Here is a 25,680-nt window from a genome sequence, read left to right on the forward strand (position 1 = left end):
TTTCCGAGCGATTCCGGGGCTTGCAGCGGGAATGAGAATCCCAGAGACTGCGGCCCATCCAATAACGGGAGATCAGTTCCATGAATAAATCCGAACTCAGCGCGGCCGTTGCCTCCAAGACCGGCCTCACCCAGGCTCAGGCCGAGGCGGCAGTTAACGGTGTGATCGATGCGGTCACCGACACGCTGAAAAAGGGTGGCGATGTCCGCCTCGTCGGCTTCGGCACTTTCTCTGTCTCTGAGCGGGCCGCCACCACTGGCCGCAACCCGCGCACGGGCGAGACCATCAACATCGCCGCGTCGAAGCAGGCGAAGTTCAAGGCTGGTCAGGCCCTGAAGTCGGCCGTCAACGGCTGATTTTCTTTCGAACCGGGCGCGCGTGTCGCGCCCGGTTCGTTTCCCGGATCTCTCGAGACCGCCCGCGAGGCGGTTTTTTTGTGCCCGCGTACCGCCCGGTTGGGCGGCGCAGCTCACCGCCCTTTCAGGTCCTGCACTTCGGAACGCAGCGCGCGCAGCTCGGTCAGCAGTTCCATATGGTCGGCATGGGTGAAGGTCTTCACCTCTTCCGTGGCGGTCTCCGAGCGCTCCCGGGCCACGTCGTCGGCGATCGACTGCATCGAGTTCACGATGATGGCGATGAAGAGGTTCAGCATCGTGAAGGTCGCGACCAGAATGAAGGGTACGAAGAACGCCCAGGCATAGGGGAAGACCTCCATCACCGGGCGGACGATGCCCATCGACCAGCTCTCCAGGGTCATGATCTGGAACAGGCTGTACATGCTGGCGCCGATATTGCCGAACCATTCGGGGAAGGCCGCACCGAACAGCTTCGTCGCCATCACGGCGAAGACGTAATAGACGAGCAGCAGGAGCCCGGCGATGGAACCGAGCCCCGGAAGGGAGCGCAGCAGGGCCTCGACCACCATGCGCATGCGCGGCACCATCGAGAGCAGGCGCAGCGCCCGCAGCACGCGGAGCGCCCGCAGGACGGAAAGCGCGCCGGTGCTGGGCACGAGGGCGATGCCGACGACGATGGTGTCGAACCAGTTCCAGGGCTGGCGGACGAAATCGCGCCCCTGACCGACCATCTTCATCAGCAGTTCGGCGCAGAAACAGATCAGAAGGATACGGTCGACGGTCTGCAGCAGCGGGCCGGCTGCTTCCATCGCGGCGGGCCAGGTCTCGAGCCCGAGGATGACCGCGTTCATCACGATCAGCACCGTCACCAGATTGGAGAAGCCGCTGCTGTCGACCAGATGCCGCAGACGCGCGCGAAAACCCTGTCCATCCCCCATGCCCTAACGGCTCCCCATCCGGTCCGGTTGCTGTGTTGCCGGGCCTATTTAATGATCCGGCGGGCGGAGGAAAAGGGTCAGTCGGAGAAAGGCCGGGTTTCGCCTTCCGGCACGTCGACGCGGAAGACGTTGAGGTTGGCGGAGATCATCGCGTAATAGCCGGCCAGTGTGACCAGATCGGCCATGCCCCGGTCGCCGGTGAAGGCATGGGTGGAGTCGTAGGTCGCGTCGGTAACGTCGCCGGTTTCCATAAGTTCGGCGACGAAGCTGCGGATGGCGGCGAGCGCCGGTTCTCCCGACGGGCCGGTGCCGGCCTTCAGCTCGGCGATCTGCTCCGGCGTCATGCCTTCCTTCAGGGCGATCTGCTCGTGCGCCCACCATTCGTATTGCGAGCGCCAGTGCCGGGCGACGGTCAGGATCGCGGTCTCGCGCTCAGGGCCCGAAAGCGTGTTCTCGAAGCGTAGCTTCACGCCGAGCGCCTGGGCGGCCTCGCCGGTCTCGGGTGTGTGCAGCCAGGCGTTGAAAGGTCCGCGCAGTGTCCCGTCCGGCTCCATCATGTCGAGACCGGGCGTCGCCTTGAACCGGACGCCACCGGTGATCGCCTCGTAGAGCTTCGCCTGTGCGGGCGCGAGTTTGTCCGGAGTCATTTTTGGAAGACGGGGCATGGAAGATCCTGATCGAATGCGGAGGCGCGGACGCGCCCGATGGCGGGAGGCAGATGATACAGCGGCGCGCGGCAATTTCCAGAACCGCGGAACGGGAATGCCCCATCGGCGTCACGTTTCGGGCCGGTTTGGTCCGATAGAGACGATAGAGGTCCGGGATCGGGGGGCGATACTAAGGGTGATCCGGGTTCGCCCGGGAGGGGCGGCGCGGCAATGACCGTCCCGGAAACAGCCGGCGGTCCGTCCGCCGCAAGGGAGGAGGCAACCATGCCTGGCATGGAACGCCGGTCCGGGCGTCGATCCGGAGGCGGCCGCAGACGCGGCGGCGAACCCTCGATCCTCGACCGCCAGAGACCGTTCGGCCGGATCGCCAATCCGTTCCCCCCGGTGAACCCGATGTCGCCGGAGCAGCTCGCCAAGGTTCACGCTGTCTCGATGCGGATCCTCGAGGAGATCGGCATCGAGGTCATGAGTGCCGACGCGCGTCGCCGGCTGAAGGCGGCGGGCGCCGAGACAGATGAAGCGAGCGGCATCGTGCGGATGGACCGGGCACTGGTGACGGAGTTGGTCTCACATGCGCCGGAAAGTTTCACGCTGACCCCGTGGAACCCGGAACGGAGTGTTGCCATCGGCGGCAACGTGCTGAATTTCGGCATGGTCTCCGGCCCGCCCAACGTGCATGACGCGTTGCGCGGGCGGCGACCGGGGAACTTTTCCGACTACCAGGAACTGATGAAGCTGGCGCAAAGCTTCAACGTGATCTCCATGTTCGGCAACCAGACTCTGGCGCCTACCGACCTGCCGGCCAACACCCGCCATCTCGACACCTACCTCGCCAACCTGACGCTGACCGACAAGATGTTCTGCGGCATGTCGATCGGTAGCGGCCGTGTGCGCGACCTGATGGAAATGCAGGCCATCGCGCGCGGTCTGGCGGTGGAGGATCTGGCGGAGAGCCCGTCGGCGATCACCAACATCAATGTCAATTCCCCGCGCAAGCTCGACAAGGAGATGTCGGACGCCACGATTGCGCTGGCAGAGATGGGGCAGGCGGTGGTGGTGACGCCGTTCACCCTGATGGGCGCGATGACGCCGGTGACGCTCCCCGCAGCTTTGGCGCAACAGAACGCTGAGGCGCTGCTGACCATCGCGCTGATCCAGGCGGTGTGGCCGGGGGCGCCGGTGGTCTATGGCTGTTTCACCTCGAACGTGGACATGCGCACAGGCGCGCCCGCCTTCGGCACGCCGGAGAACGCCTGGGCCAACCTTGCCGGCGGCCAGCTCGCCCGGCATTACCGGCTGCCCTACCGCACCAGCTCCTGCAACGCCTCGAACGTCGTCGACGCGCAGGCGGTCTACGAGACCGAGATGGCGCTCTGGGGCGCGGTGATGGGGCACGGCAACATGATCTACCACGCGGCCGGCTGGCTCGAGGGCGGGCTCGTCGCTTCCTTCGAGAAGCTGGTGATCGATGTCGAGATCCTGCAGAACATGGCCGCTTTCCTCGAACCGGTCGATTTCTCCGACGCCGAGTTCGCCTTCGAGGCGATCCGCGACACCGCGCCGGGCGGGCATTTCTTCGGCGCCGCGCACACCATGGACAGGTTCAAGACCGCCTTCTACGAGCCGCTGGTGAGCGACTGGCAGAACCATGAGAACTGGGAACTCGCCGGCGCGCGGGACGCGAGCAGCCGGGCGACAGAGATCTGGCAGCAGGTGCTGAAGCGCTACGAGCCGCCGCCGCTCGATCCGGGACGGCGCGAGGCGCTGGAGGCCTATGTGGCGCGGCGGAAGGAAGAGATCGGTTCGGGGGAACCGTGAGGTGACCCACCTCTCTATAGGCGTCATCCCGGCGCAGGCCGGGACCCAGGGGATGACGGTGTTGGGGGATTACACGTACCGGAACACCAGCACCCCGTAGACGATCGCGATCCCGAGCGGGCCCCAGAGCACGGTCCCGACCAGCCCGAGCCAGGCGAGGAAGATGAAGGCGCTTCCGAGCAGCCAGATGAAGAGCCGGTCGCCGCGCGTCGTCGTCAGGCCGAGCACCCCGTCACGCGGGGCGCCGCCCGGAGTGCGCAGTTCGAGCACCGTCATGGTCGCGAGGCAGCAGGCGACGAAGGCGAAGAAGGCGGCGGTGGGCCAGGTCCAGGCCATCCAGCTCAGCAGCATGGTCTCTTCTCCCTTGCCTCAGACCCGCCCGAGGGCGAAGCCCTTGGCGATGTAGTTGCGCACGAAATAGATCACGAAGGCGCCGGGGATGATGGTCAGTGTCCCGGCGGCGGCGAGCAGGCCGAGCTCATAGCCTGACGAACTCGCCGTTTTTGTCATGGTGGCGGCAATCGGTTTCGCGTCGACCGCCGTCAGGGTCTTCGCCAGCAGCAGTTCTACCCAGGAGAACATGAAGCAGAAGAAGGCGGCGACGCCGATGCCGGCGGCGATGGTCGGCACGAAGATCTTCAGGAAGAAGCTCCAGAAGCCATGGCCGTCGACATAGGCGGTCTCGTCCAGCTCCCGCGGCACGCCGGACATGAAACCCTCGAGGATCCAGACCGCGAGCGGAATGTTGAAGAGGGTATGGGCGAGCGCCACGGCGATATGGGTGTCGAACAGGCCGACCGCCGAATAGAGCTGGAAGAAAGGCAGGGCGAAGACCGCCGGCGGCGCCATGCGGTTGGTCAGCAGCCAGAAGAAGAGATGCTTGTCGCCGATGAATCGGTAGCGCGAGAAGGCATAGGCGGCCGGCAGCGCCACCGCGACCGAGATCGCCGTGTTCAGGGTCACGTAGGCGATCGAGTTCACATAGCCCATGTACCAGGTCGGGTCGGTGAAGATGGTGATGTAATTGTCGAGGGTGAATTCCTGCGGATAGAGCGTGAAGCTGCCGAGGATCTCGTTCGTCGTCTTGAAAGACATGTTCACGAGCCAGTAGATCGGCAGCAGCAGGAAGATGATGTAGAGGGTCGGAACCACGCGTCCGGCGGCTTTGTTCGCGTTCATCTCACTGCTCCTCATTCCGCGTCATCACGGTGTAGAAGACCCAGCTCAAGAGCAGGATGATCAGGAAATAGATCAGCGACATCGCCGCCGCAGGGCCGAGATCGAACTGGCCGAGCGCGATCTTCACCAGATCGATCGAGAGCAGGGTGGTCGAATTGCCGGGCCCGCCGCCGGTCAAGACGAAGGGCTCGGTATAGATCATGAAGCTGTCCATGAAGCGCAGCAGGAAGGCGATGGTCAGCACCCGGCGCAGCTTCGGCAGCTGGATGTAGCGGAAGATCGCCCAGCTTCCGGCGCCGTCGATCTTCGCCGCCTGATAATAGGCGTCGGGGATCGAGCTGAGGCCGGCATAGGCCAGCAGCACGACGAGCGAGGTCCAGTGCCAGACATCCATCAGGATCAGCGTGAACCAGGCGTCTTCCGGCTGGCGGGTGAAGTTGAAGTCGATGCCGAGGGAATTCAGCGTGTAGCCGAGGAAGCCGATATCCGGCAGTGCGAAGATGTTCCACATCGCGCCGACGACGTTCCAGGGGATCAGCAGCGGCAGCGCCATCAGCACGAGGCAGACGGAGACCCAGGGCCCTTTGCGGGGCATGGTGAGCGCGATGGCGACGCCGAGCGGCATCTCGATGGCGAGGATGCTCGCGGTGAAGATCGCCTGCCGGCCGAGGCTCGCATGGAAGCGTTCGGAATTCAGGATCTCCTCGAACCACATCACCCCGGCCCAGAAGAACTCGTTGTTGCCGAAGGTTTCCTGGACCGAGTAGTTGACCACGGTCATCAGCGGTATGATCGCGTTGAAGGCGACCAGCGCGAAGACGGGCAGGACGAAGAGCCAGGCCTTGTTGTTCTGCAGCTTGTTCATCGCGTCTCTCCCGAGGCCACCAGCCAGCCGTCCCGGTAGATCCGGGTCCGGTCTGCGCGGAAGGAAAGGGCGGTCTTCCCGGTCGGGATCTCGACGCCCTCGTTCACCAGCAGCTTGACCGGCGCGTCGCCGACGCGGGTCTCGACGATCTGGTAGCGGCCGCTGTCGCTGACCTTCACTACCTCCGCCTCGATTCCGCTGTCGGCGAGACTGACGAATTCCGGGCGCACGCCGAGACGGAGCGGTCCGCTGTCGCTGACCTTCACCGCGCCTGCATTTGCGGCCTCAACCTCCTGTCCCTGGAAGAAAGCTTTCCCGCCCCTGACCTCGCAGTCGAGGATGTTCATGCCCGGTGAACCGATGAAATGGCCGACGAATTCGTGGCTCGGCGTCTCGAAGAGTTCGACCGGGGTGCCGATCTGCACCACCTGGCCGACATTCATGACCACCACCTTGTCGGCGAAGGTCAGCGCCTCTGTCTGGTCGTGGGTGACGTAGATCATCGTCCGCTTCACCCGCTGGTGCAGCTCCTTCAGCTTGGAGCGGAGCTGCCATTTCAGGTGCGGGTCGATTACCGTCAGCGGCTCGTCGAACATGATCACGTTGACGTCGTCGCGCACCAGGCCGCGGCCGAGGGAAATCTTCTGCTTGCCGTCGGCGGTCAGACCCGAGGCGCGGTTCTGCAGTGTCTCCTCGAGATCGATCATGGCCGCGATCTCGCGCACCTTCTTGTCGACATCGGCTTCGGCGACGCCGCGGTTGCGCAGCGGAAAGGCGAGATTGTCGTAGACGCTCATCGTGTCGTAGACGACCGGAAACTGGAAAACCTGCGCGATATGGCGCTGGTCCGGCGCGAGGCCGGTGACGTCCTCGCCGTCGAACAGCACCTTGCCGTGGCTGGGCGCCAGCAGGCCGGAGATGATGTTGAGGAGCGTGGTCTTGCCGCAGCCCGAGGGGCCGAGCAGGGCATAGGCACCGCCATCCTCGAAGCTGACATCGAGCTGCTTCAGGGCGTAGTCGTCCGGGCCCGCCGGGTTCGGCACGTAGGCGTGCCGGAGATCGTCGAGGGTGATCTTCGCCATCCTCTCTCTCCTAGCTCTGCGTTGCGCCGGCGGCGGCGAAACTGCCGTCCGGGGCGAAATAGAGGGCCTGCGAGAAATCGGCATGCAGATGCGCCTCGCTGCCGACTTCGAAGGCGTGGATGCCGTGGGACTGGGAGACCCAGGTCTGGCCGCCCCTGGCGAAATGGATGATGCTCTCCGAACCGCTGAGCTCGGTCACAAGTACCCGTCCGGAAACCGGGACCGGGTCGGCACCGGTGGCGGCAGGGGTGACGAAGTGCGGGCGGATGGCAAGGGTATAGGGACCGTCGGAGAGCCCTGCGGCTGTGCCCTTTGCCGTCCAGCGGGCGCCATCCGCATCCTCGAAATGATCGCCTTTCTTCTCGCAGGCCATCACGTTGATCGGCGGGTCGGAGAAGACCTCGGCGCTGAGCAGGCTGTTGGGCTTGCGGTAGATCTGCCGGGTCGGTCCGAACTGGGTGACGGACCCTTCGAACAGCGTCGCGGTGTTTCCGCCGAAAAGCAGCGCCTCGGTCGGCTCCGTCGTCGCGTAGACGACGATGCAGTTGCGGTCGGCGAAGAGGCGGGGGAGTTCGTCCCTGAGTTCCTCGCGCAGCTTGAAATCGAGATTGGCGAGCGGCTCGTCGAGCAGCACCAGATCCGCGTCCTTGACCAGCGCGCGGGCGATCGCGGTGCGTTGTTGCTGGCCGCCGGAGAGGGCGCCGGGCAGCCGGTCAAGCATCGGAGTGAGGCGCAGCAGCTCCGCCATGGTGCAGACCCGTTCGCGGATCGTCACCTCCGGCGCGCGCGCCACCCGGAGCGGCGAGGCGATATTCTCGAACACGGTCATGTTCGGGTAGTTGATGAATTGCTGGTAGACCATCGACACGTTGCGCTTCTGCACGGGCATGCCGGTGACGTTCTTGCCGTCGAACCAGACCTCGCCCTCGAGCGGACGTTCGAGCCCTGCCATCAGCTGCATCAGCGTGGTTTTGCCGGCAAGGGTAGAGCCGAGCAGGATGTTGAAGCTGCCGGTCTCGAACGTCAGGTCGGTCGGGTGGATATGCACCGCGTTTCCGACACGCTTGGTTACGCCTTTGAGTGTAAGTGCCATGGCCTGTCGAAAGCTCGGCGGATCACGTCGCGGGCCGTCCCGCCGTATCCGCATATGTAGGAAACTCTAGCCCGGAAGCCGGTTCTCGGGAACCGCTGCGGGGCCTTGCAGAAAAATCCGGGGCCGGATCGAGGGATACGGCCCCGGGGAGTGGAGTCTCCGAGCTAGGGAGAGGGTCCTAGTTCTGAGCCCAGCGTTTCACGAGCTCGTCGTAGGATACGGTTTCGCCTTTGGGCTTTTCGTTGGCGAGCTTCGCTTTCGCGCCGCCCTTGCCGAGCCATTCGGACGGATCCTTTTCCGCGTTCAGGCGCGGGCCGCAGCCGCCATAGGTGTTGGCGCCCTTGTCCGCGCGTTCCATGCGGGCCATCACCTGGTCCATCTCGCTGGCGAGACGGTCCATCGCTTCCTGCGGGGTGAAGGCACCGGAATTGACGTCACCGATCTGCTGCCACCAGAGCTGGGCCAGCTTCGGATAGTCGGGCACGTTCACGCCGGTCGGCGACCAGTTCACCCGGTCGGGCGAACGGTAGAACTCGACCAGGCCGCCGAGCTTCGGCGCACGCTCCGTGAAGGAGGCGTGGTTGATGTCGCTGTCCCGGATGATGGTGAGGCCGACATGGCTCTTCTTCAGCGAGACGGTCTTGGAAACCACGAACTGGGCATAGAGCCAGGCTGCCTTGCGGCGGTCGACCGGAGTGGACTTGAACAGGGTCCAGGAACCGGCATCCTGATAGCCGAGCTTCTGGCCTTCTTCCCAGTACGGGCCGTGCGGTGACGGGGCCATGCGCCAGAGCGGCGTGCCGCTGTCGTCGACGGTGTTGTTGCCTTCGCTCTTCGGCGCCACCATCGAGGCGGTGAAGGCGGTGTACCAGAAGATCTGCTGGGCGACGTTGCCCTGGCTGAGCGCCGGCAGCGACTGGTAGAAGTCATAGTCGGCCGCGCCCGGAGGAGCGTATTTCCGCAGCCACTCGTCCCATTTGCGGATTGCGTAGACCGCGGCCGGGCCGTTGGTCGCGCCACCGCGGGAGACGGATGCGCCTGCCGGATTGCAGGAGCCTTCCTCCATCCGGATGCCCCATTCGTCGATCGGACGGCCGTTCGGCAGGCCCTTGGAGCCGGCACCGGCCATCGAGAGCCAGGCGTCGGTCATGCGCCAACCGAGGTCGGGGGCGCGCTTGCCGTAATCCATGTGGCCGTAGACGCGGACGCCGTCGATTTCCTTCACGTGGTCGGTGAAGAATTCCGCGATGTCCTCATAGGCCGACCAGTTCACCGGAACGCCGAGCTCGTAGCCGTACATTTCCTTGAATTTGGCCTTCAGCTCCGGCTTGTTGAACCAGTCGTAGCGGAACCAGTAGAGGTTCGCGAACTGCTGGTCGGGCAGCTGGTAGAGCTTGCCGTCCGGGCCGGTGGTGAAGGACTTGCCGATGAAGTCGTCGACATCGAGCGTCGGGTTGGTGACGTCCTTGCCTTCGCCGGCCATCCAGTCGGAGAGATTGACCGCGAGCTGCAGGCGCGAATGCGTGCCGATCAGATCGGAATCGTTGATATAGGCGTCATAGAGGTTCCGGTTCGTCTGCATCTGCGTCTGAACCGCCTGCACCACCTCGCCCTCGCCGAGCAGCTGGTGGTTCACCTTGATGCCGGTGATTTCCTCGAAGGCCTTGGCGAGGGTCTTCGATTCATATTCGTGGGTCGGGATGGTCTCGGACAGGACGTTGATTTCCATGCCCTTGAACGGCTCTGCCGCCTTGATGAACCACTCCATCTCGGACTTCTGCGCGTCCTTGGAGAGGGTGGAGGGCTGAAACTCGTCGTTGATCCATTTTTCGGCCTCGGCCATGCCGGCCACAGCGGCGCCCGGTATGGCGAGCAGCGCCGTGACCGCGACGGCGGCCATCAGTGCTTTTTTCATTGCTTTTCCTCCCAGCTTAAAAAGCTAGCCGAACTATCAAGCGAAAAAAATCGAAGGTCAAGCGATGCAATATGAAATCTAACCGAAAGAGCTATGCCCCTATTTAAAAGCTGGCAATTCGGTCATGTACGCGCATCGGATAGTTTCGAGTTTTCAGTATGTTATGTTAGCTTTACAGGGCGAGGTGCGTTGCGTACAAAAGTATTTTCGCGAAATCGGTGGATAGCGGGCTTGTCAGCCATTCGAAAGAAAACGAATATAGGGAGCGTTCGGAAGGCTGGCGTGGAAACGCAGGTTTTCGCTATGACATCTGCGTGTAGGTTCTGGCTGCGAATCTTCTGGAACGAACTTAAACGAAAGGACGCGCGATGGATCCGGTTTCGCCGCGCCAGACCGATATCCTGAAGAAGGCCCGGCTTGTCGGCCGTGTCGAGGTCGACGACCTCGCGCTCCAGTTCGACGTGACGCCGCAGACCATCCGCAAGGACCTGAACGAAATCTGCGACGCCGGCCTGCTGCAGCGGGTACATGGTGGCGCGGTCTATCCGTCGGGGGCGATCAACTACGCCTATGATGCGCGGCGTTCGCTCGCGGCCGAGGAGAAGCGCCGGATCGGCGAAACCGCGGCGGCGCTCATTCCCGACAACAGTTCGGTGATCCTGAACATCGGTACGACGACAGAGCAGGTCGCGTTCGCATTGCGCGGCCGCGAGGGGCTGATGGTGATCACCAACAACATCAATGTCGCGAACATCCTGCGGGAATCGCCCTCGACGGAAGTGATCATTGCGGGCGGCCTGGTGCGGCGCTCGGACGGCGGGATCGTTGGCGAGGCGACGGTCGATTTCATCCGCCAGTTCAAGGTGGATTACGCGGTGATCGGTGCTTCCGCGATCGACGAGGACGGTACGATCCTCGATTACGACTACCGCGAAGTTCGGGTGGCGCAGGAGATCATCTCCCACGCGCGGCGGACGATCCTCGTCGCCGACCACATGAAGTTCGACCGCAACGCCCCGGTCCGGATCGGACATATGAGCGATATCGACGTGCTCGTCACCGACGCGGAGGTGCCCGAGAGCGTGCGGGAGATCTGCGCCGCGCACGGCGTCGAGATCGAGCTTCCGCAGCAGGATCCGCAGGCTGCGAACGACCAGAGTTAAGAAGGAACGGGTATGTACGACATCGCCATCATCGGCGGCGGCATCAATGGCTGCGGGATCGCGCGCGACGCGGCCGGGCGCGGATATTCCGTCTGCCTCGCGGAGATGTCCGACCTTGCAAGCGGGACCTCGTCCTGGTCGACCAAGCTGATCCATGGCGGGCTGCGCTATCTCGAGCATTACGAGTTCCGCCTGGTGCGCGAGTCGCTGGAGGAGCGGGAAGTGCTCTGGGCCATGGCGCCGCATATCGTCCGGCCGCTACGGTTCATCCTGCCGCATCATTCCGGCCTGCGTCCTGCCTTGCTGCTCCGGCTCGGGCTCTTTCTCTACGATCATCTCGGCGGCCGCAAACTGCTGCCGCCGACCCGCGTTGTCGACCTGACCCGCGACGAAGCGGGCGCACCGCTCAGGGACAGTTTCCGCAAGGGTTTCGAATATTCCGACTGCTGGGTCGACGATGCGCGGCTCGTCGTCCTGAACGCGCGCGACGCGGCCGACAGGGGGGCGGATGTCCATACCCGCACCCGGGTCGTGAAAGCGGTGCGCGAGGCGGGGCACTGGCGCGTCACGCTGCAGGACCTTGCGAGCGGGGCGGAGCGCGAGATCGAGGCGCGGTTGCTGGTCAACGCTGCCGGTCCCTGGGTCGACAAGGTGCTCTCCGAGGCGGCGGGCTGGAACGAGGCGCGGAATGTCCGGCTCGTGCAGGGCAGCCATATCGTGGTTCCGAAACTCTACGACCATGACCGCTGCTACATCTTTCAGAATCCGGACGGGCGGATCTTCTTCTCCATCCCGTATGAGCAGGATTTCACCCTCATCGGCACGACCGACCGCGACTATGAGGGGGACCCGGGCGCAGTCGCGATTACCGGCGAGGAGAAAGCCTATCTCTGCAAGGCGGCGGGCGAGTATTTCAAGCAGCCAGTGAAAGTCGAGGACATCGTCTGGTCCTATTCCGGCGTCCGTCCGCTGTTCGACGACGGTGCCTCGAAGGCGCAGGAAGCGACCCGCGACTACGTGCTGCGCGAAGACGGAGACCGGGAAAGCGGCGTCCTCATCAACATCTTCGGCGGCAAGCTGACGACTTACCGGCGTCTCGCTAACTCCGTGCTGGGGAAGGTCGAGGCGGCGCTCGGCGCCAAGAGGCCCGAATGGAGCGGCGGCGAGCCGCTTCCGGGCGGCGATTTCCCGGTGCTTGAGTTCGATGCGAAACTGCGCTCGGTGAAGCAGAAATATCCCTTCCTCGACGACCGGACGGCACTGCGCCTGACCCGTCAGTACGGCACACTTGTGTTCGCAATGTTCGGAGAGGCAATCGAGGCCGGCGATCTCGGCCGGGATTTCGGTGCGGGGCTGACAGAGGCCGAAGTCCGCTACCTTATCGAGCGGGAATGGGCGGTGACGGCGGAAGACGTGCTCTGGCGCCGTAGCAAGCTCGGTCTGCGCCTCGACAAGAACCAGATTGCAGTGCTCAAGGCTTTCATGTCGGAGGCAGCCTCCCGCGCTGCGTGACGCAGACCTGCACGTAATTTCCTTGCGGGCATCAAGCCCGGTCCGCATGCTGCCTCTCCGGCCGTTCGGTCGGCAAATCAATCCCATGGGAGGGAACCCGGACATGACGGGGCCGAAAGCGGGCGGCATCTCAGCCGTCTTCTACGGAAACGCGTACATCATGCTGGCGTTGACCACTGCGATGTGGGGCGGCAATGCGATTGCGGGCAAGCTTGCCATCGGCGAGGTGTCGCCCATGGCGCTGGTCGTGCTGCGCTGGGCGGGCGTGGTCCTGCTCATGGGCGTGGTCTCGCGCAGGAAGGTGATGGCCGAATGGCCGGTGATGCGAGAGCGCATCTGGTTCCTCTGCGCCCTCGGCGCCCTTGGCTTCACGCTCTTCAACGGTCTCTTCTATGTGGCGGCGCACTACACCGTCGCGATCAACATGGGCATTCTCCAGGGCGGTATCCCGGTCTTCGTTCTCGTCGGCGCGCTCGCCGTCTACAGGACGCCGGTCTCCGCCGTACAGGCAGCCGGTGTGCTGCTGACCATGATCGGCATCGCGCTCATCGCTTCGCGGGGCGATCTCGAACGGCTGGCGGCGCTCGAATTCAACCGGGGCGATATCCTCATGGTCGGCGCCTGCGCGCTCTATGCCGGCTATACGGTTGCCCTGCGCAAGCGCCCGAACGTATCCGGCCTCGCCATGTTCACAATCATGGCCGGGGCGGCATTCGTGACCGCCATTCCGCTTGCCGGGATCGAGATCTATCTCGGCCAGTTCCAGTGGCCGACCCCGAAGGGCTGGGGAATCGTTCTCTTCGTCACGCTCTTTCCGTCCTTCCTTGCGCAGATCTTCTTCCTCCGCGGCGTTGACCTGGTCGGACCGGGCCGCGCGGGAGTCTGGGTCAATCTCGTGCCGATCTATGCCTCGGTCTTTGCGGTGGTAATCCTTGGCGAGGACTTTGCTTGGTTCCACGCGGCGGCGCTGGTCTTCGTGATGGGCGGCATCGCGCTTGCGAACCGCACGAAGAGCTAGCACGGCTTCAACCGGGTGCCCTTTGCGATCAGGGATACTCCGAGCGCAGTTGGTCAAACGAAATCAGACGACCCGCGATCGCGCTGGCCGCGACCGTCACGGGGCTGCCCAGCCAGACCTTTCCGGGGCCCGACCGTCCCGGAAAGTTGCGATTGATCGCGCTGATGGTCACTTGGTCCGATGTTAGCGACAGGCCCGGACCGCAACCCGCACAGGCGCCGCAGGCCGGCTGCAGGATCTCGGCGCCGACCTTGTCGAAGGCGTCAAGATAGCCGCGTTCGCGGCAATAGTCGCCGACATCGGTGGTGCCGAACTGGAGGTAGAGCTTCACATTGTCAGGAACCTTGAGGCCCTTGTCCGCGGCCCATTTCAGGACCTCGTGGTAGCCGTCGAAATCCTCCCGCTTGCCGGCGGTGCAAGAGCCGCAATAGGCGATGTCGACGCGCACCGTGTCCTTGAGATCTGCCACCCTGAGCCCGTTCCCCGGGTCGCCGGGCGAGGCGAGCATCGGTGAGATTTGTGAGCAGTGGATATCGATCTCGCGCAGGAAAGCCGCGCCGTCGTCGCTCCGCATCCAGGGTTCGAGGGTGAATTCAATGCCGCGCCGTTCCTTCAGGAACCGGCGGGTTTCCTCGTCAGGGGCAAAAATGCCGCTCAGGCCGCCCATCTCGGCGGTCATGTTGGTGAAGGTCGCGCGCTCGTCCGTCGACAGCTGTGCCGCCGCCGGGCCGGCGAACTCGAACACGCAGCCGATGCCGCCGCCTTCCCGGACGAAAGGCTCCGCGAGCAAGTGGAGGACAATGTCCTTCGCCATCACGCCGGCCGGAATATCGCCGCGAAGATTGACGCGAACTGTGTCCGGTACCTTGATCCGGGTCAGCCCGGTCATCAGCGCATTCGCCATTTCGGTGCTGCCGACACCGTAGGCGAGACAGCCCAGGGCGCCGCAATGCGGTGTGTGGGAATCGGTTCCGGCGGCAAGCTGGCCGGGCAGGACATAGCGCTCCGTCATCATCGCGTGGGAAATGCCCTCCGAGCCTTCCGCGCCGTCCAGATACCCATGGTCGTTCAGACCGTAGCGCGTGACAAAGGCACGGTGCCCTTCGGACATGCGCCGGATTCCCGGCATCCGGTCGGTCTTTGCGTTGACCTCCGGCCGGTGGGCGTAGGAGTAGTGATCCTCGAACGAGACCACCGATTCCGGCTCGTGGAACCTCAGGTCCTCGCCATAGGCCTCCGTCAGCATGTGGCCGCACATCGCGGTGTAGATGTCGTGGAAATAGCGCCAGGACGGCCGGACGAATCCGGCGGTGCCGGGCTGCAGGTTCCAGTCCGATCCCTCTATCTCCACGGCGTGCCGGGCAATGATCTTCTCGACGAGCGTCTTGGGGCCGTCGCCCTGCCATCGCCGGGGCGGGATCGCGACCGCCGCCGGTGCAATGCGCCGGCCATATCCGAGCAGGCCGCCGGCGCGGAGGATATCCGCCGCCTGCGGTTCGCGGCCGGCGAGGAGATCTTCGAGCGGGATGGTTTCGCCCGCGCGGATGCGTTCGATCAGTCCGAAATCGGTCGAGGTGAAGAGGCCGAGATTGTCCGCGTTCTGCCGGTAAAGCCGCTCGAAGCTCTCGGCGATGATCAGCTTGATCCCCGCACGGACTTCGGCGAGCGGGCTGTGTTCCCGCGAGGAGCCTTTTCCATAACGTTTGCCACCGACGATCACGGAGAAACCACCCTCGACGATGGCGCCCTCGGCGATCGGCGTTTCACCCTGAGTCTCGAAGCCCGTGTGGGCGAAACGGGCGATCTTCTCGTCATAGTGAACGAGGGTCGGGATGGGGGTTATCTCATCCGTCGATATATCGGTCCTGAGAGGACGTGCCTCTTCGGTATCGGGGTTGGCGCCGGCGAATTGCGCCGTCAGCTTCTTCGGATCGTCCGAGAGGAACAGGATACGGCCGGGAAAATCTGTTTTCTTCATCCTGGCAGCTTCGCACCTCCTGTCCGGCGGCCGCAATACGGCTTGTCGGCGCGGCTCGGGACTTGCCCTTTTCCGGCGACCGCGTATGACTGGCTGAAAATCATCTGTCCGGCATTCCTCCGGTTTGGAGCCGGAGTCTGAGGAGAGCAATCCCGTGAGCGCACAACCCGTCACCGTCGTCGATCATCCGCTGGTCCAGCACAAGCTGACCCTCATGCGCAAGGCCGATACGGCCACCGCGAAGTTCCGTCATCTCCTGAAGGAAATCGCGCACCTGCTCTGCTACGAGGTGCTGCGGGATCTCAGCCTGGAGACCGTCGAGATCGAGACGCCGCTCGAAACCATGATGGCGCCGCGGCTGGAGGGAAAGAAGCTGTGCTTCGTCTCCATCCTGCGCGCCGGCAACGGCCTTCTCGACGGCATGCTGGAACTGGTGCCGTCCGCCCGCGTCGGCCATATCGGTCTCTACCGCGATCCGAAGACGCTGCAGCCGGTCGAATATTACCTGAAGCTGCCGGAGCATCGCGACGAGCGGCTCTTCATCGTCGTCGACCCCATGCTGGCGACCGGTAATTCGGCCGTCGCCGCGATCGAGCGGCTGCGCAAGGCGGGCGCGACCAACATCAAGTTCGTCTGCCTGCTGGCCGCGCCGGAAGGTATCGAGACTTTCCAGAAAGCGCTGCCGGACGTGCCGGTTTTCACCGCGGCGATCGACCGCGAGCTGAACGATCACGGCTATATCATGCCCGGCCTCGGCGATGCCGGCGACCGCATGTACGGAACCAAGTAGGACCGTCATGACGGCTCCGAAGCCTTTGGGGGGAAGGCGGGTTCTCGACCTGACCAATGTGCTGGCGGGGCCGTTCTGCTGCCATCAGCTCGCCCATCTCGGGGCCGAGGTGATCAAGGTGGAGGTGCCGGGCAGCGGCGATCTCGCACGCCAGCTCGGCTCCGATCCGGCCCTGAACGAGGCCCTGATGGGGGTGTCGTTCCTTGCCCAGAATGCAGGCAAGCGTTCCATCACGCTGAACCTGAAATCGGAGGCCGGCAAACAGGCCTTCCTCAAGCTGGTTTCGACGGCGGACGTGCTGGTGGAGAATTTCCGCCCCGGCGTCATGGACCGGCTCGGTCTCGGCTTCGAACGTCTGAAGACCGTGAGGAGCGATCTCGTCTATTGCGCGATCTCGGGCTTCGGCCAGGACGGACCGATGCGGGACCTCCCGGCCTATGATCAGATCGTCCAGGGCCTGTCCGGCATCATGAGCATCACGGGGGCACCGGACACTGCGCCGTACCGGGTCGGCTTCCCCGTCGCTGATACGATCGGCGGTCTGACCGCGGCGATGGCCGTGTCCGCCGCGCTCGCCGAGAAGGACCGGACCGAACCGCGCTTCATCGACGTCGCCATGTTGGAGGCGGTGCTGGCGACCATGGGCTGGGCGGTTTCGAACTATCTGATCGCCGGCAACCCTCCGCGCCCGCTCGGCAACGACAATGTCACCGCCAGTCCTTCCGGCACTTTCGAGACTGCGGACGGGCTGCTCAACATCGCGGCCAACAAGCAGGAACAGTTCGAAGCCGTCTGCCGGACCGTCGGCCGGGAAGAGCTGATCGCGGATCCGCGCTTTGCCACCCGTCTTGCCCGCCTGCAGAACCGGACCGAGCTGGCGGCTTTGCTGACGGAGGCATTGTCGGCTGGAAACGCGTTGAGTTGGGAGACGAAGCTCAACGCGGCAGGCGTGCCCGCCGGCCGGGTGATGACCGTACCCGACATTCTCGCGGCGCCACAGATCGCGGACCGGGGCATGGTCGAAACCTTTGCCGATGTACCCGGCGTTGGACGCGACGTCTCCGTGGTCACTCCGGGGATCAAGCTCGACGGGACTGCACCGCGAGTCTCGGCGCCGCCGCCGGAACTCGGACAGGATACAGACGCGATCCTCGCGGAACTCGGCTACGGGTCTGAGGAGATAGCCGTCCTGCGCGACGCTGGCGCGATCTAGGCTTTCGCCTTCCTGGCCTGCCAATCCTTCAAGGCCGCGTGGGCATGGCCGTCGCTACCGTCCATCGCCTCGTCATGGCCGTCGCGCTTTGCCGTCAGTTCGATGACGTAGCCGTTCGGATCGCGGAAATAGATCGAGTCGATGAAACCGTGATCGGCGATGCCGCGGGTTTCGACCCCGGCCTTCTTGCCTTTCTCGTACATCGACTTCAGCTCGTCCATGCCGACCTCGAGCGCGATATGCAGGTCGAAATCGTGCTGCTCCTTGAACTCGAAAGGCCGGTCCGGCGCCTCGAAGAAGGCGAGGGCGGAGCCGTCCTCCATCTGGTAGAAGGAATGCAGAGTGCTTGTCGGCCGGCCGCTCTTGGTTTCCTTGATCTCGAAGGCATGCACCAGTGGCAGGCCCAGAAAATCCTCGTAGAAGGCGCGGGTTTCCTCGGAATCGCGGCAGCGATAGGCGTTGTGGTGAAGCCCCTTGATCATTGTGTCCTCCCCTCGGACTCTTTCGGTCGGTTCAAAGTTCGCGTTCCCGACAAATCGGCGCATATGCGCGCGCTTTCCAGTGACCGGGCCAGAACAGACAATTGAGCCAGCGAAACAATATCCGACATCTGCCTCAAATCCGCGAAAATTAACCTGCTGCTAAGGGTACCTGAATATTCTCCGTAGGTTGCTATCTTACAGCCCATTTGTGCGGTCGGTAGAATGAGCACGGAAAATCAGACGCGATCGGAGCCGGAAGCGGCCCTCGGGGAACGCGAGCGGCTCGAAACCTTCGCCGAAGTCTCGAACGGCTGGTTTTGGGAAACCGACGAGAATCACTGCTTTACCTACATGTCTCGTTCGGTGACCCGGCTAGTTGGCAGGTCGCCGGAATGGCACTATGGAAAATCCCGCGCCGAGGTTGGGGGGCAGAACCTTGCGCCCGAGGTGTGGAAGAGGCATCTCGACGATCTCGCAGCGCGGCGGCCATTCGAAAACTTTGTCTTTTGCAGAACGTCTCCTGATGGCGAGCTCTGGATGCGGACCAGCGGGAAACCGCGGTTCGCGTCCGATGGCGGTTTTCTTGGCTATAGCGGATTTGCCTCAAACGTGACCACCGAAGTGCTTGCACGCCGGGAAGCCGAATTGCTGCGTGAGGCGATTCAGCAAATCAGAGATCCGTTCGTCCTCTGGGGCATCGATGACAGACTCATCGTCTGCAACGATGCGTATCTCAAACTGAACAACGGTATCCGGGACATGCTGGTGCCCGGTGCTGCGTTTGAAGAGGTGTTGCGCGCCATCGCCTACCAGGGAACCGTCAAGTCGTCGGTAGGTCATGAAGAGTGCTGGATTGCAGAGCGAATGGCGCAACACCAATTGCCGAATTTCTCCTACTCCACCGAGATCGCAGGTGGCCGGCATCTGATGATCCATGAGGAGCGGCTCTCGAACGGTGCCATGGCCTGGATCGGGCTCGATATTACGCAGCTCAAGAATGCGGAACGCCGGGCGGAGGAATTGCACCGGCAGCTCAACGAGGCGATCGAGGCATTGCCGGACAGTTTCTGTTATTTCGACTCTCAAGACCGCCTGATGCTCTTCAACGGGAAGTTCGCCGAGTTTCTGAGGTCGCTCGGCGCGCCTGCGCGCACTGGCCTGACTTTCGAGGAAACCCTGCGGTATGCGGTCGCATCGGGCCTATACCCGATTGAGGACGGCGCCGAAGAAGAATGGATCCGGGATCGTCTCGCGCGTCATCGGTCAAACCGGGTAATCCGCTTCGATCAACCACTCCAGGGAGGTTGGTCACGCATCATCGAGAGCAGCACCAGCGATGGCGGGCGCGTCGGGCTTCGTATCGACATCTCCGAGCTCAAAGCGCAGGAGGACGAGCTTCGGCGGGCCCGCGAAGAGGCCGAACTCGCGAACAGCGCCAAGTCGATGTTCCTCGCAAATATGAGCCACGAAATCCGGACGCCGCTGAACGGCGTGATCGGTCTCAGCCGGTTGCTGAGCGATACACCGCTCGACGAGCAGCAGCGCGCTTACATGCGGAAGATCGAGGCGTCTTCCGAGAGCCTTCTTGCGATCATCAACGACATCCTCGACTTCTCCAAAATCGAGGCTGGGGAGATGAATGTCGAATCCGTCGACTTCAATCTCAAGAACGAGATCAAACGGATCGACGACGTGATTTCCCTGCGTGCCGCTGAAAAAGGCTTGTCTTTCGAAACCTTCATCGATCCGAGTGCTCCTGGAAGCCTGCGCGGAGACCCGTTGCGGATCGGGCAGGTCCTGCTGAATTTCCTCAGCAACGCCGTAAAATTCACCACGCGCGGCAAAGTCACGCTCGCGGTTCGTACGGACAGGATCCACGACGGGCGGGCAATTCTGCATTTCGAGGTGAGCGACACCGGGATCGGAATGACGGAGGAGCAGACAGCCAAGATTTTCCAGTCCTTCACCCAGGCAGACACCTCGACGACGCGGAAATTTGGCGGGACCGGTCTCGGACTTTCGATCAGTGCCTCGCTTGCAGAGCTTCTTGGCGGAGAAATCTGGGTCAAGAGCGTGCCGGGCGAGGGCAGCGTTTTTCATTTTCGTGTTCCATTGCAGATCAGTGTCGGCTCCGAACCGTCCGAGTTTCCAGAAAGGCTGCGGGTCCTCGTTGCGGATGACAATGAAACCGCAAGGATGGTCGTCGCGGAGATGCTCGCCTCCATGGGAGGCGAGTGCGTGCAGGTCGCCGACGGCGAACAGGCGGTGGCGGCCGCGCGTGAGCAGGGGCCTTTCGACTTGGTTCTGCTTGATTGGATGATGCCGCGGCTCGATGGATTGGAGGCTTGCCGGCAGATCATCGAAAATGCGGGAGCCGACGGCGATGCCGTGCCGCGCGTGCTTATTTTCTCCGCCGAGGCGGGGGGGCAGGTCAGGGAAGAGGCCCGGGCGTCGGGAGCCAGGGGAATGCTCGCGAAGCCGATCAGTTCCTCGACGCTGCATGACGGCATCGTCTCTGCCCTTGGCCAGGCGAAATTCGTCGACGCACAAGGGGACCGGTCCGGAGGATCGCTTGAGGATATCGACGGTCTCAGGGTTCTTCTGGTTGAGGACAACGAGATCAATCGCGAGATTGCGACCGCGGTTCTCGGAATGGCCGGCGTCAAGGTGACCGAGGCGGAGAACGGTGAGGTTGCCGTGGGCCTTTTGCGCTCCGCCGGCCGTGCCGCCTTCGATGCAGTCCTGATGGATATCCAGATGCCGGTTCTGGACGGATACGCGGCGACCGAAATCATTCGAAGCGAACCCGAATTCGACGATCTTCCGATTATCGCGATGACCGCTAACGCTTTGTCCGACGAGAAGGAGAAATGCTTTGCCGTCGGAATGCAGGATCATGTCATCAAGCCGGTGGACAATAGAAAAATGTTCTCGGCACTTGCCCGTTGGTGCACGATGACCAGAGACAGAAAGCGTGCAACGTCCCAGCCGGAGCCGATCACGCCGGTGGACGGGAATGAGCCGGAAAAATCCGGAGGGGGTAACGTGAACGACACAGCGGCAATTTCTCCGGAGGGCCTATCCGAGAGATATGCTCCGATCGCGAAGATGATCGGCGACGAGTCGATGGTCGGCCGTTTCCTGGAACAGTTCCGGGAGAATTTTTCCGGTGCGCGTGCGGTTTTCGAAGGCCACCTTGCGGAAGGCGATCTCGAGTCCGTCTATCGCTATGCGCACCAGATCAAGGGGGTCTCGGGCAATCTGCGGCTGAACGACATCTATGAGCAGGCGCAGAAGGTCGAAAGCGATTTCAGGGGTGCCGCCAACGTCTCGGACGCGAGTTCCGGCGATCTGGAGCACTTGCTCGGCCTGATCGACGCGGAAATGCGATTCATCGACATGTACCTTGCCGCCCGGATTTAGGCCTCGAACGAGACCAGACTCTTGTAGAGGTGCCAGGTCGCATGGCCGAGCACGGGCAGCGCGACGATCAGACCGAGAAACGCCGGAATCATCGACAGGTATAGCGTGACGCCGATTGCCGCGGCCCATCCGATCATGACCGCTGGGCTCATCGTGACGGCCTTGAAGCTGGTGATCATCGCGGTGATGAAATCGTGTTCCTGGTCCAGCAGCAGGGGGAACGAGATCGCGGTGGCGGAGAAAAGGATCAGGGCCAGGACCGCCCCGAAAATGTGACCCAGGCCCAGGAACATCAGGCCGTCGGTCGTGGTCAGGATCACCTCAAGGAAGCCCTCGAAGCTGGTGAAGGACTGGAAACCGAGGAAAATCGCCAGCAGGACCCTCACCTGATACATCCACATGATCAGCATGAACATGGTCACGAAGGCCATCCAGCCCAGTTCGCGCCGGCGCTGCGCCACGATCACGCCGAGAATGTCTTTCCAGTTAAGCGGCTCGCCTGATGAGAGACGCCTGCTGACTTCATAGAGCCCGACGGCGGCGAACGGCCCGATCAGGGAGAAGCCGACGGCGGTCGGATAGGCGAGGTAGGAGAGATTCAGCGCCCACGCCATCGCCAGAATGGATAGCCCGCCGAGGGCGAAAAAACCGCCGAAAAACAGGCCGAAAACGGGAGCGTCGCGGAAGTCCCGCCAGCCGGCGGCAAGCGCGTTCCTGATGTCGCCGACGGTCGCGGCCCGGACATTGATCCTCGGCGGATAGATGGCATCGTCGGTCATTCAGCGTCCTCCCCAGTCTCTTTTTTTTTTGAGGCAGTTTAGGCTGCCGCGCCGGTTTGCGGAAGCGCTTCCGGCTAGCGTCCGTTCGCTCATCCGAAGAGTTTCGTTCCGGTTCGTCAGCGTCCGGTGCGCGCAACATCTTGACCGCTTGCCATTAGCCGATATGGTGTTTGCGAAACGCAATTTCGCAAAAGTGCGGCAATCATCACAAGCAGCACTTTGCAAGGGGTCCGGACCGCATTTATCTCGCGAAACCGGGTCGTCAGGGAGCCTAGAGGAGGAAATTCATGGGCATTTCTTTGCATTCTATCCGGCGTTCTGCGCTTGCCGGAGCGGTCCTTTCGGTCGCTCTCGGCGGCACTGCTTTTGCGGACGCCAAACTTCCGGACCAGCTGGCCTGGACCGCCTACGACACCGGTACGGCGGGGTACAACCAGTCGGTCGCGATCGGCGGCGCGCTGAAGAACAAGATGGGCGTGAACCTTCGCGTCCTGCCGGGCAAGAACGACGTCTCGCGTACCGAGCCGCTGCGTCAGGGCAAGGTGCAATTCTCCGCGACCGGCGTCGGCGCCAGCTTCATGGCGCAGGAAGGGGCGTTCGATTTCGGCTCCAAGCGCTGGGGGCCGCAGAAGATCCGCACGCTGATGATGAACAACGGCGCGATCGGCCTTGCCGTCGCCGTCGCCAACGACGTCGGCGTCAAGGAATACAAGGATCTGAAGGGCAAGCGGGTTTCCTGGGTGAAGGGCTCCCCCTCGCTCAACGTGAATACCGAAGCCTATCTCGCCTTCGGTGGCCTGACCTGGGACGACGTGATCAAGGTCGAGTTCGGCGGTTTCGGTGCTTCCTGGGCCGGTATGGTGAACGGTCAGGTCGACGCGGCCTTCGCCTCCACCAACTCGGGCAAGGCTTACGAGATGGAAGCCAGCCCGCGCGGCCTGATCTGGCCGCCGACCCCGGCGAGCGATACCGAGGGCTGGGCGCGCATGACCAATATCGCCCCGTTCTTCCAGCCGACCATGGCGACCGTCGGTGCGACCATCACGAAGGAAAATCCGGCTGCAACCGGTGCCTATCCCTATCCGGTTCTGGTGGCCTATCCGGAGCAGGACGAGGACCTCGTCTACAACATGACGAAGGCCATGTACGAGCTGTTCCCGGAATATGACGGCAAGGCTCCGGGCATCAGCGGCTGGGCGCTCGACAAGCAGAACCTGAAATGGGTGGTCCCGTACCATGCCGGCGCGATCCGCTATTACAAGGAAGTTGGCAAGTGGGGCGACGCCGAGCAGGCGCATAACGACAAGCTGCTGAAGCGTCAGGAGGTTCTCGCCAAGGCCTGGGAAGGTTTCGTCGCCAAGGGCGCGTCGGACGACACCTGGGACGATGAGTGGCGCAAGGCCCGCGAAACGGCGCTGAAGGCCGAGGGTTTCACGCCGGTCTTCTGATCGTCGCGACTTCAATGCGATGGGACGGTGCCCTCGGGTACCGTCCTTCGCCGTTTCCTGTCTGCAGCATTTTGTGAGTTGAGGCGCTCCGATGAGTGAGCAATCTTCCCCGGCGTCGGCCAAGGCCGACGAAGTCGACGGCGGTGCCGGCGAAAAACAACGGACCCGCACTCTTGGCGGAATCGCCAAATGGGTCTTCGTACTCTTCACGGCGGCTGCGGTGCTGCTGTCCATCAATCAGCTCTTCAACCTGCAATTCTTCGCCGGAATCGTCGTTCTCGAGGGCCGGTACCTGTTCCTTCTGGCGGGGCTCTTCCTCTCGCTGACCTTCCTGTCCTTCCCGCTCCGCGGCGAGCCGGGATCCAGGGTCGCCTGGTACGACTGGATCCTCGCGGGCCTCGCGGCCGCGGTCGCCGGCTATTTCGCCTACACCGCCGAGATCAATCTCGAGGAGGGCTGGGAATACGCGCCGCCGGAAACGGCGCGCTGGATGTCGATCCTGTTCTGGCTGCTGATCCTGGAGGCAACGCGGCGCGCGGGCGGCCTGGTGATCTTCGGGATCGTCTTCGTGTTCTCGCTCTACCCGACCTTTGCGGACGTGATGCCGGGCCCGATCTCAGGCTTCGCCCAGCCCTTCATGGACGCGATTCCCTATCACATCATTTCTTCCGAGAGCTCTTTCGGCATCCCGATGAGGGCCTTCGGCAATCTCGTGATCGGCTTCATCATCTTCGGCGCGGCGCTGCAGTTCACCGGCGGCGGCGCGTTCTTCAACAACCTCGCTCTGGCCCTGGTCGGCAATCTGCGGGGCGGTGCGGCCAAGGTCGCGATCTTCGCCTCCGGCTTCATGGGGTCTCTTTCCGGCAGCGTGATCTCCAACGTTCTGACGACCGGCGCAATTTCGATCCCGGCGATGAAGAAGACCGGCTTCCCGGCGCGTTATGCAGCCGGCACGGAAGCCTGCGCCTCGACGGGCGGCGTGCTGATGCCGCCGGTCATGGGGACCACGGCCTTCGTCATGGCCTCGTTCCTCGGCCGGCCCTATCTCGAGATCGCCGCCGCGGCCGCGATCCCGTCGCTGCTCTATTATTTCGGCCTCTTCGTGCAGATCGACGCCTATGCGGCGCGCCATAACCTGCGCGGCATTCCGCGCGAGCAGTTGCCGTCGATTTCCCAGACGCTGAAGGAAGGCTGGTATTACCTCTTCGTCTTCGCGCTGCTGATCTTCCTGATGATGGTCATGCGGCAGGAGACCTGGGCGCCGTTCTTCGCGACCGGACTGCTGCTGATCATCAACCAGATCTCCAAGAAGCACCGCTTCGACCTCAAGGGCTTCTTCAACCTGATCTACAGCATCGGGCTCGGCCTGACCGAACTCGTCGCGGTACTGCTCGGCATCGGCCTGATCGTCGGCGCATTTTCCGCGACCGGTCTCGCCGGCACACTGGTGAACGACCTGATTTTCCTCGCCGGCGGCTCGGTCTTCATGCTGCTGATCATGGGGGCGATCACCAGCTTCATCTTCGGCATGGGGATGACCGTCACCGCCTGTTACATCTTCCTCGCGGTGGTGCTCGCGCCGGCGCTGGTGAAAGCCGGGCTGAACGAGCTCGCGGTGCATCTCTTCATTCTCTACTGGGGCATGGTTTCCTTCATCACCCCGCCTGTGGCCCTCGGCGCTTTCGCCGCGGCGACCATGGCGCGGACCAATGCGATGGCCGCGGGTCTCGAGGCCATGCGTCTCGGCAGCATCATCTACTTCGTGCCGTTCTTCTTCGTGCTCAATCCGGCGCTGATCGGAGAGGGCAGCTGGACGGAGGTGCTGGTTGTACTCGCAACCGCGATTTTTGGGGTCTATCTCCTTGGCGGTGCGCTGCAAGGCTATGTCGCCGGCTTCGGCCGTTTGGGAACCGGGCCGATGGCGCTGGGAGCCAAGATCCTCTTGCTTCTGGGCGGGCTG

At 63.2% G+C, this 25,680-nt stretch carries 21 protein-coding genes; 10 read left to right on the forward strand and 11 right to left on the reverse strand.

The features are described from left to right. Nucleotides 1-80 precede the first annotated feature (80 nt). Nucleotides 81-356, forward strand: coding sequence for an HU family DNA-binding protein (locus JJ959_RS04170; protein WP_193179659.1), 276 nt, complete (start codon nt 81-83; stop codon nt 354-356). A 113-nt stretch (nt 357-469) separates the two neighbouring features. Here JJ959_RS04170 and JJ959_RS04175 read toward each other — a convergent pair whose 3' ends face one another. Both JJ959_RS04175 and JJ959_RS04180 read right to left on the reverse strand, forming a co-directional pair. Further along, nucleotides 470-1,294 (reverse strand): ion transporter, encoded by an 825-nt coding sequence (locus JJ959_RS04175; RefSeq protein WP_292880011.1) that lies wholly within the window; start codon nt 1,292-1,294, stop codon nt 470-472. Nucleotides 1,295-1,371: 77 nt separating this feature from the next. Continuing rightward, nucleotides 1,372-1,959, reverse strand: a complete 588-nt coding sequence (locus JJ959_RS04180) for a carboxymuconolactone decarboxylase family protein (protein ID WP_292880012.1) — start codon at nt 1,957-1,959, stop codon at nt 1,372-1,374. Nucleotides 1,960-2,226: 267 nt separating this feature from the next. Here JJ959_RS04180 and JJ959_RS04185 point away from each other — a divergent pair, with 267 nt between their 5' ends. Then, a complete protein-coding gene (locus JJ959_RS04185) occupies nt 2,227-3,780 on the forward strand; it encodes a trimethylamine methyltransferase family protein (RefSeq protein ID WP_292880013.1) in 1,554 nt (517 codons plus the stop codon). Nucleotides 3,781-3,849: 69 nt separating this feature from the next. Here the strand turns inward: JJ959_RS04185 and JJ959_RS04190 are convergent, their stop codons facing one another. The 6 genes from JJ959_RS04190 to JJ959_RS04215 all read right to left on the reverse strand — a co-directional run bounded on the left by JJ959_RS04190 (nt 3,850) and on the right by JJ959_RS04215 (nt 9,914). Beyond that, nucleotides 3,850-4,131 (reverse strand): DUF2160 domain-containing protein, encoded by a 282-nt coding sequence (locus tag JJ959_RS04190; RefSeq protein ID WP_292880014.1) that lies wholly within the window; start codon nt 4,129-4,131, stop codon nt 3,850-3,852. 18 nt (nt 4,132-4,149) lie between these two features. Beyond that, nucleotides 4,150-4,959, reverse strand: coding sequence for a carbohydrate ABC transporter permease (locus tag JJ959_RS04195; protein ID WP_292880015.1), 810 nt, complete (start codon nt 4,957-4,959; stop codon nt 4,150-4,152). A 1-nt stretch (nt 4,960) separates the two neighbouring features. Next, complete coding sequence (locus tag JJ959_RS04200) at nt 4,961-5,824, reverse strand: sugar ABC transporter permease (RefSeq protein WP_193179669.1); 864 nt, start codon at nt 5,822-5,824, stop codon at nt 4,961-4,963. After that, complete coding sequence (locus JJ959_RS04205) at nt 5,821-6,906, reverse strand: ABC transporter ATP-binding protein (RefSeq protein ID WP_292880016.1); 1,086 nt, start codon at nt 6,904-6,906, stop codon at nt 5,821-5,823. The genes JJ959_RS04200 and JJ959_RS04205 overlap by 4 nt, the downstream gene beginning before the upstream one ends. 10 nt (nt 6,907-6,916) lie before the next feature. Then, on the reverse strand, nt 6,917-7,999 hold the full coding sequence (locus JJ959_RS04210) for an ABC transporter ATP-binding protein (RefSeq protein ID WP_292880017.1): 1,083 nt from the start codon (nt 7,997-7,999) through the stop codon (nt 6,917-6,919). A gap of 178 nt (nt 8,000-8,177) precedes the next feature. Beyond that, nucleotides 8,178-9,914 carry an ABC transporter substrate-binding protein gene (locus JJ959_RS04215; protein WP_292880018.1) on the reverse strand — a complete coding sequence of 579 codons (1,737 nt, stop codon included), beginning with the start codon at nt 9,912-9,914 and terminating at the stop codon, nt 8,178-8,180. A gap of 368 nt (nt 9,915-10,282) precedes the next feature. Here JJ959_RS04215 and JJ959_RS04220 point away from each other — a divergent pair, with 368 nt between their 5' ends. The 3 genes from JJ959_RS04220 to JJ959_RS04230 all read left to right on the forward strand — a co-directional run bounded on the left by JJ959_RS04220 (nt 10,283) and on the right by JJ959_RS04230 (nt 13,607). Further along, a complete protein-coding gene (locus tag JJ959_RS04220; protein WP_292880019.1) occupies nt 10,283-11,077 on the forward strand; it encodes a DeoR/GlpR family DNA-binding transcription regulator in 795 nt (264 codons plus the stop codon). 12 nt (nt 11,078-11,089) lie between these two features. Next, the gene (gene glpD / locus JJ959_RS04225) at nt 11,090-12,589 is read left to right on the forward strand and encodes a glycerol-3-phosphate dehydrogenase (RefSeq protein ID WP_292880020.1); all 1,500 of its coding nucleotides are present in this window, start codon (nt 11,090-11,092) and stop codon (nt 12,587-12,589) included. A 103-nt stretch (nt 12,590-12,692) separates the two neighbouring features. Further along, nucleotides 12,693-13,607, forward strand: a complete 915-nt coding sequence (locus JJ959_RS04230; protein ID WP_292880021.1) for a DMT family transporter — start codon at nt 12,693-12,695, stop codon at nt 13,605-13,607. Nucleotides 13,608-13,635: 28 nt separating this feature from the next. Here the strand turns inward: JJ959_RS04230 and JJ959_RS04235 are convergent, their stop codons facing one another. Further along, nucleotides 13,636-15,585 (reverse strand): aconitase family protein, encoded by a 1,950-nt coding sequence (locus tag JJ959_RS04235; RefSeq protein ID WP_292880022.1) that lies wholly within the window; start codon nt 15,583-15,585, stop codon nt 13,636-13,638. 154 nt (nt 15,586-15,739) lie between these two features. Between JJ959_RS04235 and upp the strand changes: the two genes are divergently transcribed. Both upp and JJ959_RS04245 read left to right on the forward strand, forming a co-directional pair. After that, nucleotides 15,740-16,375, forward strand: a complete 636-nt coding sequence (gene upp / locus JJ959_RS04240; RefSeq protein ID WP_292880023.1) for a uracil phosphoribosyltransferase — start codon at nt 15,740-15,742, stop codon at nt 16,373-16,375. Nucleotides 16,376-16,382: 7 nt separating this feature from the next. Further along, entirely contained in the window at nt 16,383-17,588 is a 1,206-nt protein-coding gene (locus tag JJ959_RS04245; RefSeq protein ID WP_292880024.1) for a CaiB/BaiF CoA-transferase family protein, read from the forward strand. On the opposite strand, the gene JJ959_RS04250 is transcribed toward JJ959_RS04245, so the two are convergent. Then, complete coding sequence (locus tag JJ959_RS04250; protein WP_292880025.1) at nt 17,585-18,070, reverse strand: VOC family protein; 486 nt, start codon at nt 18,068-18,070, stop codon at nt 17,585-17,587. The genes JJ959_RS04245 and JJ959_RS04250 overlap by 4 nt on opposite strands. A 222-nt stretch (nt 18,071-18,292) precedes the next feature. On the opposite strand from JJ959_RS04250, the gene JJ959_RS04255 reads away from it, so the two are divergent. Next, nucleotides 18,293-21,493, forward strand: a complete 3,201-nt coding sequence (locus JJ959_RS04255) for a response regulator (protein ID WP_292880026.1) — start codon at nt 18,293-18,295, stop codon at nt 21,491-21,493. Here the strand turns inward: JJ959_RS04255 and JJ959_RS04260 are convergent. Further along, nucleotides 21,490-22,272, reverse strand: coding sequence for a DUF2189 domain-containing protein (locus JJ959_RS04260; RefSeq protein ID WP_292880027.1), 783 nt, complete (start codon nt 22,270-22,272; stop codon nt 21,490-21,492). The two genes, JJ959_RS04255 and JJ959_RS04260, sit on opposite strands and share 4 nt — an antisense overlap. A 287-nt stretch (nt 22,273-22,559) precedes the next feature. Between JJ959_RS04260 and JJ959_RS04265 the strand changes: the two genes are divergently transcribed. Both JJ959_RS04265 and JJ959_RS04270 read left to right on the forward strand, forming a co-directional pair. Beyond that, nucleotides 22,560-23,720 (forward strand): TAXI family TRAP transporter solute-binding subunit, encoded by a 1,161-nt coding sequence (locus JJ959_RS04265; protein WP_292880028.1) that lies wholly within the window; start codon nt 22,560-22,562, stop codon nt 23,718-23,720. 91 nt (nt 23,721-23,811) lie between these two features. Further along, the coding region (locus tag JJ959_RS04270; protein ID WP_292880029.1) for a TRAP transporter fused permease subunit at nt 23,812-25,680 on the forward strand (1,869 nt) is incomplete at its 3' end.

Source organism: Nisaea sp. (assembly GCF_017640745.1).
Lineage (GTDB): Bacteria > Pseudomonadota > Alphaproteobacteria > Thalassobaculales > Thalassobaculaceae > Nisaea.

What these genes read in the sequence shown, in the direction of transcription:
- JJ959_RS04170 (WP_193179659.1), top strand. Translation starts at nt 81, where the DNA reads ATGAATAAATCCGAACTCAGCGCGGCCGTTGCCTCCAAGACCGGCCTC.
- JJ959_RS04175 (WP_292880011.1), bottom strand. Translation starts at nt 1,294, where the DNA reads ATGGGGGATGGACAGGGTTTTCGCGCGCGTCTGCGGCATCTGGTCGAC.
- JJ959_RS04180 (WP_292880012.1), bottom strand. Translation starts at nt 1,959, where the DNA reads ATGCCCCGTCTTCCAAAAATGACTCCGGACAAACTCGCGCCCGCACAG.
- JJ959_RS04185 (WP_292880013.1), top strand. Translation starts at nt 2,227, where the DNA reads ATGCCTGGCATGGAACGCCGGTCCGGGCGTCGATCCGGAGGCGGCCGC.
- JJ959_RS04190 (WP_292880014.1), bottom strand. Translation starts at nt 4,131, where the DNA reads ATGCTGCTGAGCTGGATGGCCTGGACCTGGCCCACCGCCGCCTTCTTC.
- JJ959_RS04195 (WP_292880015.1), bottom strand. Translation starts at nt 4,959, where the DNA reads ATGAACGCGAACAAAGCCGCCGGACGCGTGGTTCCGACCCTCTACATC.
- JJ959_RS04200 (WP_193179669.1), bottom strand. Translation starts at nt 5,824, where the DNA reads ATGAACAAGCTGCAGAACAACAAGGCCTGGCTCTTCGTCCTGCCCGTC.
- JJ959_RS04205 (WP_292880016.1), bottom strand. Translation starts at nt 6,906, where the DNA reads ATGGCGAAGATCACCCTCGACGATCTCCGGCACGCCTACGTGCCGAAC.
- JJ959_RS04210 (WP_292880017.1), bottom strand. Translation starts at nt 7,999, where the DNA reads ATGGCACTTACACTCAAAGGCGTAACCAAGCGTGTCGGAAACGCGGTG.
- JJ959_RS04215 (WP_292880018.1), bottom strand. Translation starts at nt 9,914, where the DNA reads ATGAAAAAAGCACTGATGGCCGCCGTCGCGGTCACGGCGCTGCTCGCC.
- JJ959_RS04220 (WP_292880019.1), top strand. Translation starts at nt 10,283, where the DNA reads ATGGATCCGGTTTCGCCGCGCCAGACCGATATCCTGAAGAAGGCCCGG.
- glpD (WP_292880020.1), top strand. Translation starts at nt 11,090, where the DNA reads ATGTACGACATCGCCATCATCGGCGGCGGCATCAATGGCTGCGGGATC.
- JJ959_RS04230 (WP_292880021.1), top strand. Translation starts at nt 12,693, where the DNA reads ATGACGGGGCCGAAAGCGGGCGGCATCTCAGCCGTCTTCTACGGAAAC.
- JJ959_RS04235 (WP_292880022.1), bottom strand. Translation starts at nt 15,585, where the DNA reads ATGAAGAAAACAGATTTTCCCGGCCGTATCCTGTTCCTCTCGGACGAT.
- JJ959_RS04245 (WP_292880024.1), top strand. Translation starts at nt 16,383, where the DNA reads ATGACGGCTCCGAAGCCTTTGGGGGGAAGGCGGGTTCTCGACCTGACC.
- JJ959_RS04250 (WP_292880025.1), bottom strand. Translation starts at nt 18,070, where the DNA reads ATGATCAAGGGGCTTCACCACAACGCCTATCGCTGCCGCGATTCCGAG.
- JJ959_RS04255 (WP_292880026.1), top strand. Translation starts at nt 18,293, where the DNA reads ATGAGCACGGAAAATCAGACGCGATCGGAGCCGGAAGCGGCCCTCGGG.
- JJ959_RS04260 (WP_292880027.1), bottom strand. Translation starts at nt 22,272, where the DNA reads ATGACCGACGATGCCATCTATCCGCCGAGGATCAATGTCCGGGCCGCG.
- JJ959_RS04265 (WP_292880028.1), top strand. Translation starts at nt 22,560, where the DNA reads ATGGGCATTTCTTTGCATTCTATCCGGCGTTCTGCGCTTGCCGGAGCG.